This window comes from Colwellia sp. RE-S-Sl-9 (assembly GCF_048296855.1).
Classification (GTDB): domain Bacteria; phylum Pseudomonadota; class Gammaproteobacteria; order Enterobacterales; family Alteromonadaceae; genus Pseudocolwellia.
Window position 1 is genome coordinate 3,097,851 of sequence record NZ_CP182631.1, and the last position, 14,608, is coordinate 3,112,458.

Annotated in this window: 14 protein-coding genes; all 14 read right to left on the minus strand. The window is 36.7% G+C overall.

The window, feature by feature from the left end:
- Nucleotides 1-391: 391 nt before the first annotated feature.
- The gene (gene glmS / locus ACM9HF_RS13420; RefSeq protein WP_473609446.1) at nucleotides 392-2,221 is read right to left on the minus strand and encodes a glutamine--fructose-6-phosphate transaminase (isomerizing); all 1,830 of its coding nucleotides are present in this window, start codon (nucleotides 2,219-2,221) and stop codon (nucleotides 392-394) included.
- Nucleotides 2,222-2,252: 31 nt separating this feature from the next.
- The gene (locus ACM9HF_RS13425) at nucleotides 2,253-3,014 is read right to left on the minus strand and encodes a DeoR/GlpR family DNA-binding transcription regulator (protein WP_473609449.1); all 762 of its coding nucleotides are present in this window, start codon (nucleotides 3,012-3,014) and stop codon (nucleotides 2,253-2,255) included.
- Nucleotides 3,015-3,133: 119 nt separating this feature from the next.
- Nucleotides 3,134-5,041, minus strand: a complete 1,908-nt coding sequence (locus tag ACM9HF_RS13430) for an alpha/beta hydrolase family protein (protein ID WP_473609453.1) — start codon at nucleotides 5,039-5,041, stop codon at nucleotides 3,134-3,136.
- A 25-nt stretch (nucleotides 5,042-5,066) separates the two neighbouring features.
- On the minus strand, nucleotides 5,067-6,425 hold the full coding sequence (gene glmU, locus ACM9HF_RS13435) for a bifunctional UDP-N-acetylglucosamine diphosphorylase/glucosamine-1-phosphate N-acetyltransferase GlmU (RefSeq protein WP_473609456.1): 1,359 nt from the start codon (nucleotides 6,423-6,425) through the stop codon (nucleotides 5,067-5,069).
- A 132-nt stretch (nucleotides 6,426-6,557) separates the two neighbouring features.
- Complete coding sequence (locus ACM9HF_RS13440; protein ID WP_077339686.1) at nucleotides 6,558-6,977, minus strand: F0F1 ATP synthase subunit epsilon; 420 nt, start codon at nucleotides 6,975-6,977, stop codon at nucleotides 6,558-6,560.
- A gap of 67 nt (nucleotides 6,978-7,044) precedes the next feature.
- Nucleotides 7,045-8,430, minus strand: a complete 1,386-nt coding sequence (atpD, locus tag ACM9HF_RS13445) for a F0F1 ATP synthase subunit beta (protein ID WP_077339684.1) — start codon at nucleotides 8,428-8,430, stop codon at nucleotides 7,045-7,047.
- A gap of 58 nt (nucleotides 8,431-8,488) precedes the next feature.
- A complete protein-coding gene (gene atpG / locus ACM9HF_RS13450; RefSeq protein ID WP_077339682.1) occupies nucleotides 8,489-9,349 on the minus strand; it encodes a F0F1 ATP synthase subunit gamma in 861 nt (286 codons plus the stop codon).
- A gap of 30 nt (nucleotides 9,350-9,379) precedes the next feature.
- Complete coding sequence (atpA, locus tag ACM9HF_RS13455; protein WP_473609467.1) at nucleotides 9,380-10,921, minus strand: F0F1 ATP synthase subunit alpha; 1,542 nt, start codon at nucleotides 10,919-10,921, stop codon at nucleotides 9,380-9,382.
- Nucleotides 10,922-10,933: 12 nt separating this feature from the next.
- Entirely contained in the window at nucleotides 10,934-11,467 is a 534-nt protein-coding gene (gene atpH / locus ACM9HF_RS13460; RefSeq protein ID WP_473609471.1) for a F0F1 ATP synthase subunit delta, read from the minus strand.
- A gap of 14 nt (nucleotides 11,468-11,481) precedes the next feature.
- On the minus strand, nucleotides 11,482-11,952 hold the full coding sequence (gene atpF, locus ACM9HF_RS13465; protein WP_473609475.1) for a F0F1 ATP synthase subunit B: 471 nt from the start codon (nucleotides 11,950-11,952) through the stop codon (nucleotides 11,482-11,484).
- A 47-nt stretch (nucleotides 11,953-11,999) separates the two neighbouring features.
- Nucleotides 12,000-12,221, minus strand: coding sequence for a F0F1 ATP synthase subunit C (gene atpE, locus ACM9HF_RS13470; protein ID WP_076417406.1), 222 nt, complete (start codon nucleotides 12,219-12,221; stop codon nucleotides 12,000-12,002).
- A gap of 112 nt (nucleotides 12,222-12,333) precedes the next feature.
- Nucleotides 12,334-13,104, minus strand: coding sequence for a F0F1 ATP synthase subunit A (gene atpB, locus ACM9HF_RS13475; RefSeq protein WP_077339676.1), 771 nt, complete (start codon nucleotides 13,102-13,104; stop codon nucleotides 12,334-12,336).
- Nucleotides 13,105-13,147: 43 nt separating this feature from the next.
- Nucleotides 13,148-13,540, minus strand: a complete 393-nt coding sequence (locus ACM9HF_RS13480; RefSeq protein ID WP_473609484.1) for an ATP synthase subunit I — start codon at nucleotides 13,538-13,540, stop codon at nucleotides 13,148-13,150.
- A 189-nt stretch (nucleotides 13,541-13,729) separates the two neighbouring features.
- A complete protein-coding gene (locus tag ACM9HF_RS13485) occupies nucleotides 13,730-14,608 on the minus strand; it encodes a ParB/RepB/Spo0J family partition protein (protein WP_473609488.1) in 879 nt (292 codons plus the stop codon).

A 14,608-nucleotide genomic window follows, 5' to 3' on the forward strand; every position in this document is an offset into this window, starting at 1 on the left:
GTTATATAAGTATGCAACTAGCCCTATTTACGACTTAAATGGTTGTATTACTCACGCCAGAGATCAGATAATAAGTTAACCTAATCAGCCGATAATTATATCACATAATTTTTTTTAATTAATACCAAATATTACGAATAAAATGATATAACTTACTCAAAATATAGTGCCATAGATGTTCAGTTTAATTTATATGAAAACTCTATTAATATGTACGATTTTAATAACGCTTAATAACAAAAAACGATACGTTTAACGGTATCGTTTTTTAAATAATATGTATACAACATCAGGCTGAGTTATTGATTTAAATAAGTAATCCTCATTAACATTCAAGATGCGTATTCAAAGTGCATCTTGATGTAATAGACCTAATAGTAGATATAAAGACTTATTCAACAGTAACAGACTTTGCCAAGTTACGTGGCTGATCCACATCCGTACCTTTGATGATAGCTACATAGTAAGAAAGTAACTGTAATGGTAAGGTGTAAACGATTGGCGCAATAATATCGTCGCAATGAGGTACGTTAATTACTTTCATTGTTTCATCACTTTCAAACTTAGCATCTACGTCAGCAAACACATACATTAAGCCGCCACGCGCTCTGACTTCTTCTACGTTTGATTTTAATTTTTCAATTAAGTCATTTTTAGGCGCGACAACAATAACGGGCATTTCAGCATCTATTAACGCTAATGGACCATGTTTTAACTCACCCGCTGCATATGCTTCAGCATGAATATAAGAAATCTCTTTAAGCTTAAGAGCACCTTCCATTGCGATAGGGTATTGATCACCTCTACCTAAAAATAATGAATGATGTTTATCAGCAAAGTCTTCCGCTAAATCTTCAATAGAACTTGCTAGCGCAAGGACTTCTTCTAATTTGTTCGGTAATTTTTGCAATGAGCCTGTGATTTCAGCTTGAGTTTCTATACTCATACCATGATGTGAACCAATCGCTATAGTCATCATCAATAAACCCACTAACTGAGTTGTGAAAGCTTTCGTTGATGCTACGCCAATTTCGACGCCAGCTTTAGTCATAAAAGCTAAGTCTGATTCGCGTACTAATGACGAACCTGGTACGTTACAAATACTTAAACTTGATTGATAACCAATCTCTTTAGCTAAACGTAACGCTGCTAGTGTATCGGCAGTTTCACCAGATTGTGAGATAGTAACTAGTAATGCATTTTTTGGTACATGAGATTTACGGTATCTAAATTCACTCGCTATTTCGATATTACAAGAAACACCCGCTAATGACTCTAACCAGTAACGTGCCACCATACCTGAGTGATAACTGGTACCACAGGCGATGATTTGAACGTGTTCTATATTTTTAAATATTTCGTCTGCATTTTTGCCAAAAGCGTCTGTTTGAATAGTGTTTTCTGTAAAACGCCCCTCAAGGGTATTTCTTATTGCTGTTGGTTGTTCGTAAGTTTCTTTTAGCATGTAGTGACGATATTCACCTTTATCGCCAGCGTCGTGACATACTTCAGACTCTTTTGCTTCGCGTATAACTGGTTTTCCATCAACATCAAATACATTAACTTCAAAGCGTGTTATTTCAGCAACGTCACCTTCTTCTAAGAAAGCAAATCTACGAGTAACAGGTAATAATGCCATCATGTCTGATGCGATAAAGTTTTCACCCACACCGTAGCCTATTACTAAGGGGCTACCAGAACGAGCAACAACAACACGATCTTTATCATTAGTGTCTAATACAACTGTGCCATAAGCACCTTCAAGTTGCTTAACTGTTTTTTGAACAGCTTGAGTAAGGTTTTGTGATGTTTTAAGTTCATGATGTACTAAGTGGGCAATAACTTCAGTGTCTGTTTCAGAGACAAATACATAACCTAAACCCGACAATTGCGTTCTAAGTTCATCATGATTTTCTATGATTCCATTATGAACAACAGCAATGTTTTCGCTAGAAACGTGTGGATGTGCATTGATCTCGCTTGGAGCACCATGAGTAGCCCAGCGCGTATGAGCAATACCTGTACCACCCGTAAGAGGGTTAAGTTTAACCGCATCAGCTAACTCTTGTACTTTACCTAATCGACGAACGCGATTAATCTTGTTATCGCTAACAATTGCAACACCAGCAGAATCATAGCCTCGGTATTCTAAGCGTCGTAAACCTTCTACTAAAATATCTACTACATCACGCTGTGCAACTGCACCAACTATTCCACACATAACTCTTCCTTTACTTTAATTTCTCTATTCTTTAATTAACTATAATCAAGTTTAAGCCTTGATCTATAAGCTGTTTACGCTTTTCAAGCGATAAATCATCATCAGTTATTACTGTATGTATTTGATTTATTGGTATTTCTACATTGGGTATTTTTCTATTAAATTTATCTGATTCAACTAAAACAAAAACTTCTCTCGACACTTCTGCCATTACACGTGATAAGCCAATTAACTCGTTAAAGGTTGTTGTACCGCGATCTAAATCTATACCATCAGCACCGATGAATAGCTGATCAAAATCATAAGATCTTAAAGAGTTTTCAGCTACTTGACCTTGAAATGATTCAGAATGAGTATCCCAAGTTCCACCGGTCATCAATAATGTAGGTTCATTTTCTAATGTTTGTAGTTTATTCGCTATAGCTAAAGAGTTAGTCATAACCACTAACCCTTTCTTGTTATTTAATTCAGACACTAATGCTGACGTTGTGTGACCGCTATCAATAATAATTCGATTGTGATCTTTGATCATCATTGCAGCCTTTTGGGCAATCATTATCTTTCGCTGCGAAAGGTTCTCATCTTTATTGTCTGTTATCTCTTTCGGTAATGGTACTGCACCGCCATATCGACGAAGTAATAATCCGCTATTTTCTAATATAGCAAGATCTTTTCTAATCGTTACTTCTGATGTATCAAACCGTTTTGCTAATTCATCAACACCTACTTCTCCCTGTGAGTTAAGTAGAGTAATGATTGTATGTCGTCTTTGTTGGGTATTACGTTTTGACAAAAAGCATCTCCTAAGTTTCGATTCGAAAGGAATTATACCTTAAAGCGAAACAATATCAATAAAGCAAAAAAAAGAGCAACCGTATAGTTGCTCTTTTTTTATATAAAGGAAACTCTTTTTTAATGTATAGGTAAGTATTTATCTAAAAATTTGTCTAACTTTTTAAAAGTTTCTAGCCTATCTTCGTTGTTACTTAAATAATGATCTGCCCCTTCCACTTCAAGATAATCAACTATTTTATCTTCATCTATAAGTTCATCGTACATATATTCTGAATGTTTATAATCTACAACTCTGTCTTTAGATCCATGAATTAACAGTACTGGCGATTTGATTTTTTTTGCATGTTTTAAAGGTGAAGCATCCCATAATTTGTCATAATCGCTACCAATTTGTTTTTTTACAATATCATAATTCGTATACTTTCTATGTGACTTAACTAACTTTTCAATATCTGTAACGCCAGCAAAGCTTACGATACACTTGTATAATTCAGGAGTTTTAATTCCTCCCATTAAGGCCGCGTAACCACCATAACTAGCACCAACAATACAAACTTTATTTTTATCTGCAATGCCTTCGTGTATAAGCCAACGAGTTCCATCTTCCACATCATCTTGCATAGCTTGTCCCCATGAAGCAATACCTTGTTTCATAAAGTCATGCCCATAGCCTGATGACCCTCTAAAATTCATTTGAAAAACAGCATAGCCTTTATTAGCAAAAAATTGTGTCCAATAATCAAACCCGCCGCTGTCGTAACTTATTGGGCCACCATGAGGGAAAATAATAGTAGGTAGATTTTTTTCTTGTTTAATTTTTGGTAACGTTAAATATCCTTCTATAGTTAATCCATCTCGAGCTTGGTATTTTACTCTTTTCTTAGTTGCTAATAGCTCTGTTTCTAATTTAGGATATTTATAAGCAAGTACTTTAAGTGTTTTAGCTTTTTTGTCACCAATAAGGTATATACCAGGTTGATTATCGCTAGTTGCTAATAATATATACTTATTTCCGTCTGCACTTTTATCCAGTAATAAGTTATCCGTATCAGGTAACGCTTCATCAATCATTTTTACTAATTTTTTATACTCTTCATCCCAATACCTGTAACTAACACCAACTATTTCATTTGTTTCTTTAGATTTTCGTAAACGCCCATCAATATCGTAATTTTCATCATAAAAAACTAACTCTTTTTTTAATGTTTCATCATTTAAATTTACTTTGTAAATAGCATATTTGTCTTTATAAAGCGCTCTAATAAATAAAATATTATTATCTGCTCCAAATGCTAAGGGCCATACTTGGTTACTTGAAAATGCCTCAAACACCCAAAGATCTTTAAACTTACCTGTTGGCAGTTTTTCTTTTATTGTATATGTTGTTTCATCTCTATGTATTGCAATGCGTACCTTATGATTAGCATCTGTGATCCAATCAGTTACATTACCTTTTACATTTTGAATTTTTTTCCGTTTACCCTTATCTGAAATAGGTAAACGATAAACAGCTTCTCCTATACCATTTATAAAACCACCTAAAGACATGAGAATATGGTCTTTATCATTAGGTAATAAATCAATAACAGATGTTTGAACGTTTGGAATAAACTTCATTTTTTGATAGACAGATTTTGGAATTACTGGTGAAATTTTACCAGTATGAATATTTACTTTTAATAATCTAGTTTCAGTTGTAGGTGTTCTATATCTCTTGGCTGGAAACTTAGCTGTAACAAAAAGTGTCTCATTATTTGCCCAATAACTATTAGTTATAATGTACTTTTCGTTAGCGGAATAGACGAGTTGTTTATCTTCTTCCGTTTCGGTGTTGTACATCTTAATGAGTACGCCTTTATGTTTTTTCGTATTTACACGTAATGAATAAGCAATGTATTTTCCATTGGGTGCTAATCGAACATCACTAATATCAGGAATACTAACAATATCTTCAAGTGTTAACGCTTCTTGAGCTAATGACGCGCTACCTATAAATAATAGTAATGCTGTTATTAATTTTTTCATTCTACATCCTTGTACTTTATTATAATTATTTTTTAGTGGGACGCTGCCAACCATCTATATTACGTTGTTTACCACGAGCAACGGCTAGTTCATCATCCTTCACATCTTTTACTATAGTTGAACCAGCTGCCGTTGTTGCCATATTACCAATATTCACAGGCGCTACGATTGATGCATTTGAACCAATAAAAGCATTGTCACCGATAATGGTTTTAAATTTATTAACACCATCATAATTACAGGTAATTGTGCCTGCACCTATATTAGAGTTTTTACCTATTTCAGTATCACCTAAGTAAGATAAATGACCTGCTTTAGAGCCTTCACCTAATACAGTTTTTTTCATTTCAACAAAATTACCAATATGGGCATTTTGCTTTAATTCAGAACCTGGACGAATACGAGCAAAAGGACCAGCAGAAGCATTTTCGCCTATAATTGCGCCTTCAATAACTGAATTAGGTTTAATTTCTGCATTTTCACCAATAGTACTATCAATAATAATACAGTTTGCACCTATTCTTGCACCATCAGCTATTGTAACTTTACCTTCAAAAATACAATTCACATCTATTGTAATTTCTTGACCTACGGTTACTTCACCACGAATATCGATACGATTTGGGTCAAGTATACTTGCACCTGCAATCATCAATTCTTCTGCTTGACGATATTGAAAAGCTCTTTCAAGTGATGCTAATTGAACTCTGTTATTTGCACCTTCTACTTCTATTTCGCTATCAGGATGCGCTGTAGCTATTTTTTTACCTTCTTGATGAGCAGCAGCAATAATATCAGTAAGGTAATATTCGCCTTGAGCATTATCGTTTGATAAGTTTGCAAGCCATCTTTTTAAATCACCACCATTCGCTAGTAGAATTCCAGTGTTACACTCATTAATTAATAATTGCTCAGCGTTAGCATCTTTTTGTTCAACAATACCAACAACGGTGTTGTTATTACGCATTATACGACCGTAACCATTAGGATTACCTAAATGAACCGTTAACAATGACATACCGTTTTCAGGTTTAGCATCAATCAATCTATTTAAGGTAGAAACCTTTGTAAGTGGTACATCACCGTATAGTACTAATACATCTTCATCATTTTTTAAAAATGGTGATGCCATATCAACTGCATGTCCAGTACCTAATTGCTCTTTTTGTTCTACGAAAGTTAAGTCATCACCTTGTACTTTAGCTTTAAGTACATCGCCGCCAAACCCATAGACTACGTAGGTATTTTCAGCATTAACCTGCCTAGCAGCATCGATGACATGATTTACCATAGGTTTATTCGCTATAGGGTGTAACACTTTAGGTAAAGAAGATCGCATGCGAGTACCTTTACCTGCGGCTAAGATTACGACTGAAAGAGACATTTTTTTATTCCATTATCAGATTAAAGATGTATTGCTTGTCTATTGTAACTATTTTCCCATAAAAAAAGCGACCACTTACTTAACGTAAAGGTCGCCTTTTTGTATCACTAAAACTAAGTGTTAAAGTTTAAACTATTTTTTACTTGAAGCTTGGATAACACGTAATTGTGCTACTGCACGAGCTAATTCAGATGCAGCTTCTGCATAATCGACGTCTCCGCCATGATCATTTAAGTGCTTTTCTGCTCTTTCTTTAGCTTGTAATGCAGCTTCTTCGTCCAAATCATCACCACGTATAGCTACATCTGCTAATACAGTAACATTGTTTGGTTGAACCTCAAGCATACCGCCAGAAAGGTAAATAACTTCTTCGTCACCACCTTTCTTAACGATTCTTGCCATACCAGGTTTTAGTGAGGTCAGCAAAGGTGCGTGACCAGGCATAATACCTAATTCACCTTCGCTACCTGCTATCTGTAATGATTCTATGCTACCAGAGAATATGCTCTCTTCAGCACTTACTACATTAAGATTTACAGAAAGTATTGCCATGTTGACCTCCAAATGGGCGACTAAATAGACTTAGTAGTTTACTTAAGCAGTTAGTCGCCAGCCTTCATTACATGTTTTTAGCTTTTTCAGTTGCTTCTTCAATAGAACCAACCATGTAGAAAGCTTGCTCAGGTAAATCATCAAATTCACCAGCAAGTAATCCTTTAAAGCCACTGATAGTGTCTTTAAGTGATACGTACTTACCAGGAGAACCTGTGAATACTTCAGCAACGAAGAACGGTTGTGATAAGAAACGTTGAATCTTACGAGCACGGTTTACCGCAAGCTTGTCTTCTTCTGATAACTCATCCATACCTAAGATAGCAATGATATCTTTAAGTTCTTTATAACGTTGTAATGTAGATTGAACGCCACGAGCTGTTTCATAATGCTCAGCACCTACTACTAACGGATCTAATTGACGCGAAGTAGAATCTAGTGGATCGATTGCAGGGTAGATACCTTGCGAAGCGATGTCACGAGAAAGTACAACTGTTGCATCTAAGTGAGCAAAGGTTGTAGCTGGTGATGGATCGGTTAAATCATCTGCAGGTACGTATACCGCTTGGATTGAAGTGATTGAACCTTTCTTCGTAGACGTAATACGTTCTTGAAGAACACCCATTTCTTCAGCAAGTGTTGGTTGGTAACCAACGGCTGATGGCATACGACCTAACAATGCAGATACTTCTGTACCAGCAAGTGTATAACGGTAGATGTTATCTACGAAAAATAATACGTCACGACCTTCGTCACGGAATTTTTCAGCCATTGTTAAACCAGTAAACGCTACACGTAAACGGTTTCCTGGAGGCTCGTTCATTTGGCCGTAAACTAACGATACTTTATCAAGTACGTTAGAATCGTTCATTTCATGGTAGAAATCGTTACCTTCACGAGTACGCTCACCTACACCAGCAAATACTGAGTAGCCGCTATGCTCAATCGCGATGTTACGAATAAGTTCCATCATGTTAACGGTTTTACCAACACCAGCACCACCGAATAAACCAACTTTACCACCCTTAGCGAATGGACATACTAAATCGATTACTTTGATACCAGTTTCTAATAGTTCATTAGACATCGCTTGGTCAGCATAAGCTGGAGCCGCACGGTGAATTGACCATTTTTCTTCTTCGCCGATTGGGCCAGCTTCATCAATAGGCTCACCCAAAACGTTCATGATACGACCCAAAGTTGCAGTACCAACTGGAACTTGAATGTTATCACCTGTGTTTACTACGTTCAGACCACGACGCAAACCATCTGAAGAACCCATAGCGATAGTACGAACTACGCCACCACCAAGTTGCTGTTGTACTTCTAGTACTAAGCCACTAAGGTCACCTTCGGTTATATTTAATGCGTCATATACCTGAGGTACAGCATCTTGTGGGAATTCTACATCCACAACTGCGCCAATGATTTGGACGACTTTACCTGTACTCATGTTTAATCCTCTAATCTTGTGCTCTTATTTACTAATAAAATAAACAAAGAACCTTTGCTTATACCGCTGCCGCGCCAGCACAAATTTCACCCAATTCTTGAGTAATACTTGCTTGACGAGCTTTGTTATATACCAATTGTAAATCATCAATTAAGTCACCCGCATTATCTGTTGCAGCTTTCATTGCAATCATACGAGCGGCTTGTTCACATGCGAGGTTTTCAACCACACCTTGATATACTTGAGACTCTGTATAACGAACAAGTAGTTGTTCAAGCAAAGCTTGAGCATCTGGTTCGTATATATAATCCCAGCGATGCTTAATTGCGTCATCATCTGACTTAGGCAAAGGTAAAAGTTGATCGATTGTCGGTTTTTGCGTCATTGTATTAACAAACTTGTTATACACAACAAACAACTTATCTATATCACCATTATCATAGGCATTTAACATCACTTTCACACTACCAATTAAATCAGTAAGTGAAGGTTCGTCACCTAAACCTGAAATTTGTGAAGTGATTTTAGCACCCATATTGTTGAAAAATGCAGTAGCTTTAGAGCCAACAACTGCAAATTCAACTTCGGCGCCAGCTGCTTGCTGTTTACCAGCATCAGCAAGTACTTGTTTAAATAAATTAATATTTAAACCACCACACAAACCACGGTCTGTTGATACAACGATATAACCTACGCGCTTAACTTCGCGTTCAACCATATAAGGATGATTGAACTCTAAATTACCAAGCGCGATGTGACCGATCACATTTCGCATATTTTCAGCGTATGGACGAGATGCAGCCATGCTATCTTGCGCTCTGCGCATTTTACTAGCTGCAACCATTTCCATTGCGCTGGTGATCTTCTGTGTGTTTTTTACACTTCCGATCTTTGATTTAATCTCTTTACCACCAGCCATGACTAATTCTCCGCGAAAAGGTTAACTAAATTACCAAGTTTGAGTAGCTTTAAAAGCTTCAATTGCTTTAGCTAAACCAGCTTCGATATCTTTGTTATAGTCACCTTTTTCGTTGATAGTAGCCATAAGCTCAGCGTGATCACTGTTCACGTATGAACGAAGTGCATCTTCAAAATCAACTACTTTTTCAATAGCAACATCATTTAAATAGCCTTTTTCTGCGGCAAACAATGATACGGCTGTTTCAGCGATTGATAATGGGCTGTATTGCTTTTGCTTCATCAACTCAGTAACACGTTGTCCATGCTCTAATTGAGCACGAGTCGCGTCATCTAAATCAGATGCAAATTGAGCAAATGCGGCTAACTCAGCATATTGTGCTAATGCTAAACGGATACCACCACCAAGTTTCTTGATGATTTTCGTTTGAGCAGCACCACCAACACGTGATACAGAGATACCGGCGTTAACAGCAGGACGAATACCTGAGTTAAATAGGTTAGATTCTAAGAAGATCTGACCATCGGTAATTGAAATAACGTTTGTTGGTACGAATGCTGATACATCACCCGCTTGAGTTTCAATAATTGGTAATGCTGTTAAAGAACCTGTTTTGCCTTTAACTTCACCATTAGTGAATTTCTCAACGTAAGCTTCGTTTACACGAGCAGCACGTTCTAATAAGCGAGAGTGAAGATAGAAAACGTCACCTGGGTATGCTTCACGACCTGGCGGACGACGTAATAATAATGAAATTTGACGGTAAGCAACTGCTTGCTTTGACAAATCATCATATACGATTAACGCATCTTCACCGCGGTCACGGAAGTATTCACCCATAGTACAACCAGAGTAAGCTGATAAGTATTGTAATGCAGCAGCCTCAGAAGCACCGGCAACAACAACGATAGTATTATCTAACGCGCCGTGCTCTTCTAAAGAACGAACTAAGTTCGCAACAGTAGAGGCTTTTTGACCAATAGCTACATAAACACACTTAATGCCTGTGTTTTTCTGGTTGATGATTGCATCTAGTGCAATCGCTGATTTACCGATCTGGCGGTCACCAATGATAAGTTCACGTTGACCACGACCGATAGGAATCATTGCATCAATTGATTTAATACCTGTTTGTACAGGTTCATCAACAGATTTACGTTCGATAACACCTGGTGCCATTACTTCAACAGGAGAGAAACCATCGTTTTCGATAGGTCCTTTTCCGTCAATAGGTTCACCTAATGTGTTTACTACGCGGCCTAATAAGCCACGTCCTACTGGTACTTCCAAAATACGGCCAGTACTTTTAACTTTTACGCCTTCAGCTAGGTCCGCATATGGGCCCATAACTACCGCACCTACCGAATCTCGGTCTAGGTTTAACGCTATTGCGAAGCGGCTGCCAGGAAGTTCGATCATCTCACCTTGCATTACATCTGCAAGGCCATGGATGCGAATGATACCGTCAGTTACAGAAACGATAGTACCTTCGTTACGAGCTTCACTAACTACGTCAAACTTTTCAATACGATTTTTGATCAGTTCGGCGATTTCAGTGGAATTCAGTTGCATGCTCTGTCCCCGTTATGATTGCATTGTTGTTGCTAAGCGGCTCAATTTACCTCGTATTGAACCATCTATTACCATGTCACCAGCTTTAATTATTAAGCCAGAAACCACGTTCGCGTCTACAATACAATTGAGCTTTACTTTTCGAGCCAAACGCTTTTCAAGCGCGGCACTTAATGTAGTTACTTGATCCGCTACTAATTCAACAGCAGATGTTACATCCACAGTAACTTCTTTTTCATATTCAGCTTTTAAAATACTAAATTGAATAAGAACTTGTGGTAGTACCAACAAACGTTCATTTTCTGCCATTACTTTTATAAAGTTTTGGCCATTGCTATCGAGTTGATCTTCACAAACTTTTAAAAATAAGTCTGCAGCTTGATCAGAAGACACACCACCACTAAGGTAGTTTGTCATTGTTTCATTTTCAGAAACTTCTGCAGCAAATACTAACATAGATAACCAGTTATCAATGGTATTTGCTTCAACAGCAAAATCGAACGCTGCTTTAGCGTAGGGACGAGCAACGGTTGTCAATTCAGACATAAGCTCTATCCCTCTTAAAGTTCAGCTACAAGTTTATCTAAAATGTCGCTATGTGCAGCGGCATCGATTGAACGTTCAAGAATTTTCTCTGCGCCAGCTACAGCTAAAGCTGCAACTTGTTGACGAAGTTCTTCTTTTGCTTGATTACGTTCTGTTTCTATTTCTGCATGGCCTGACGCTAAGATTTTTTCTTTCTCAGCTTGGGCTTTAACTGCAGCTTCTTCTACCAATTGAGTTTCACGCTTCTTAGCTGCTTCAATAATGTCAGCAGCTTGAGCTTTCGCCTCTCTTAGTTGTGCTGTTGCTTTCTCTTGAGCAAGCTCAAGTTCTTTAGCAGCACGATCTGAAGCAGCAAGTCCGTCAGCGATAGTCGCTTGACGCGCTTCTATAGCACCAATAATTGGTGGCCATACAAACTTCATACAAAAAATTACGAATACGATAAATGCGATTAATTCACCAACTAAGGTCATATTAAGATTCATTTATGTATCTCCTATTCTAATTCGCGTAAATAACAACTTAAAAAAAATTAAGCACCAACTGCGAATAATAGGTATAAGCCGATAGCAACACCGATCATTGCGATAGCATCAATAAGACCTGCTACGATGAACATTTTTACTTGAAGTTGAGGTGCTAATTCAGGTTGACGTGCAGCAGACTCTAAGAATTTGCCACCTAGTAAACCAAAACCGATAGCGGTACCTAAAGCACCTAAACCGATTAGTAAAGCAACAGCGATATATAACATATTTATCTCCGATTATTTAAGTTAAAGTTTAAAGTTAAAAATTTGTTTTTACGGGCTTCCTGCCCTAAACCCTTCGGCCCGACTAGTGTCGTTCTAACTCAGTCCCGAAGAGTTAGTGATCTTCATGCGCAAGACTCAAATAAAGAATCGTTAGCATCATAAAAATAAACGCTTGTAATGGGATAACCAACAAGTGGAACGCTGCCCATAAAAAGTGTACTGGCAATTGGAATAAACCAATTGTCGCAATCAGTAAAAATATCAACTCACCTGCATATAAGTTACCAAATAAACGTAACGCTAATGATAATGGACGAGCTAATAAGGTAACCATTTCAAGAATAAAGTTCACTGGATATAAAGACCAATGTCCAAAAGGTTGAGTTGTTAATTCTTTAATGAATCCACCGACACCTTTTACTTTAATTGAATAGTAAATAATAAGAACAAACACACCTAATGCTAATGCAAAAGTCATATTTGGATCAGTTGTTGGTACAGCTTTCATATAATGAACACCAAACAACTCAAAAATACGTGGAATAAGGTCAACGGGTACCCAATCCATTGCGTTCATTAGTAATACCCAAACAAAAATAGTTAATGCTAAAGGCGCAATAACTGGATTTTTACCATGAAACGTACTTTTTACACTGTCGTCTACAAATTCTACTACCATTTCTACTGCACATTGCAGTTTTCCTGGTACGCCCGAGTTTGCTTTTTTAGCAACTGAACGGAAAATGTAAAGAAAAACTAAGCCTAAAAATATTGACCATCCTAGCGTATCTATGTGAACAGCCCAAAAGCCTTCGCCCACAGTAAGATTTTGCAAATGATGTTTAATATATTCTTGGCTGGTTATTTCAGCACCTGAAGCCATATTAAATTACCCTAATGATTAAAGTTTAAAAAAACTATGCCAATTATTGTTTATTAATAATTGGTTGTAGTAACGGCATAACCATTACTAAACAAAACATGCCAAATAAAGGAAGCGGCTCTATCACTAAAAACTTAAAGGCTAGTGAAAATAAAATTGCCGTTAATACCATCTTTATTTTTACACCGCTAAAAAAGGATTCAACCACTTTTTTAGCTGATCTTGCACCCGCATATCTAAATGCTTTAAGTGCAAATATTATGTTAGGTATAATTCCAATCAAACCACCAATTAACGCTGATTTGGCAGAATCTTGGTCCCAAATAATATAAATACTGACTGTAATACTTATTACAACAATAAAGGTAATTAGTATTTGTTTAAACGCTAATTTCAACCCAGGTTTAGCTAACTCGCTTTCTACAAAGAGATTCACTAAAAGCTCCGTACGAAAATATTCGTAAAACATATAGATGTTTAAAGTAAATACTTTAAACATTAAAAGTCTGCGCAAGTATACTTAATTGCGTTTTTAATGCAACAAAATAGGGCTACGTAAGCCCTATTATTGTGCGAATTATTTTATCTTTACTATCATTAATAGTTATATACTCATTTAAAGTCTTTATTGAGTATTAAATCGTGCCACTATTCCATCAAGTTCATCTAAATTAGTATAAGAAATTACAAGCTTACCTTTACCTTTTTTATTATGAGAAATTGAAACTTGTGAACCTATTTTTTCTGATAAGCTTTGTTCTAACGATTGTGTATCGGGATCTATTTCTTTAGCTTTAATTTCTTTTACAGGTTCTTGTAATTTTTTTATTAGTGCTTCAGTTTCTCTAACGGTTAATTCTTTAGCGACCACAATTCTCGCTGTGTTCGTTTGTTCATCATCAGAAAGACCAAGTAATGCTCGCGCATGACCCATTTCAAGATCACCATGTTCTAAAAATGTTTTAACTTCACTATTTAAGTTATTTAAACGTAATAAATTACTAACTGTTGTTCTTGATTTTCCAACAACATCTGCCACTTCTTGATGAGTTAATTCAAACTCAATTAAAAGTCTTTCTAACGCTATAGCTTCTTCCATAGCATTAAGATCTTCACGTTGAATATTTTCAATTAACGCCATAGCAACAGCAGATTCATCAGGGACATCTTTTACTAAACAAGGCACTAATTCTAAACCAGCAAGTTGTGCTGCTCTCCAACGTCTTTCACCCGCAATAATTTCATATTCTTCATGATCTGTTTGTCGAACCACAATAGGTTGAATAATTCCTTGCGATTTAATTGAATTTGATAATTCAATTAATGCTTCATCAGACATATCTTTACGCGGCTGATATTTACCGGTATGAAGTAATTCAATAGGAAGGTTTTGAAGTTCACTTGTTTGAGGATCTGATGATGAATTAGCAGATGAGTCCTTAGGTACCGATGTTAATAGGGCATCTAGACCACGGCCTAATCCTCTGCGTTTAGTTGGACTCAT

Excerpts from the sequence above, each read along its gene's own strand:
- glmS (WP_473609446.1), bottom strand. The coding sequence starts at position 2,221 with ATGTGTGGAATAGTTGGTGCAGTTGCACAGCGTGATGTAGTAGATATT.
- ACM9HF_RS13430 (WP_473609453.1), bottom strand. The coding sequence starts at position 5,041 with ATGAAAAAATTAATAACAGCATTACTATTATTTATAGGTAGCGCGTCA.
- glmU (WP_473609456.1), bottom strand. The coding sequence starts at position 6,425 with ATGTCTCTTTCAGTCGTAATCTTAGCCGCAGGTAAAGGTACTCGCATG.
- ACM9HF_RS13440 (WP_077339686.1), bottom strand. The coding sequence starts at position 6,977 with ATGGCAATACTTTCTGTAAATCTTAATGTAGTAAGTGCTGAAGAGAGC.
- atpD (WP_077339684.1), bottom strand. The coding sequence starts at position 8,430 with ATGAGTACAGGTAAAGTCGTCCAAATCATTGGCGCAGTTGTGGATGTA.
- atpG (WP_077339682.1), bottom strand. The coding sequence starts at position 9,349 with ATGGCTGGTGGTAAAGAGATTAAATCAAAGATCGGAAGTGTAAAAAAC.
- atpA (WP_473609467.1), bottom strand. The coding sequence starts at position 10,921 with ATGCAACTGAATTCCACTGAAATCGCCGAACTGATCAAAAATCGTATT.
- atpH (WP_473609471.1), bottom strand. The coding sequence starts at position 11,467 with ATGTCTGAATTGACAACCGTTGCTCGTCCCTACGCTAAAGCAGCGTTC.
- atpF (WP_473609475.1), bottom strand. The coding sequence starts at position 11,952 with ATGAATCTTAATATGACCTTAGTTGGTGAATTAATCGCATTTATCGTA.
- atpE (WP_076417406.1), bottom strand. The coding sequence starts at position 12,221 with ATGTTATATATCGCTGTTGCTTTACTAATCGGTTTAGGTGCTTTAGGT.
- atpB (WP_077339676.1), bottom strand. The coding sequence starts at position 13,104 with ATGGCTTCAGGTGCTGAAATAACCAGCCAAGAATATATTAAACATCAT.
- ACM9HF_RS13485 (WP_473609488.1), bottom strand. The coding sequence starts at position 14,608 with ATGAGTCCAACTAAACGCAGAGGATTAGGCCGTGGTCTAGATGCCCTA.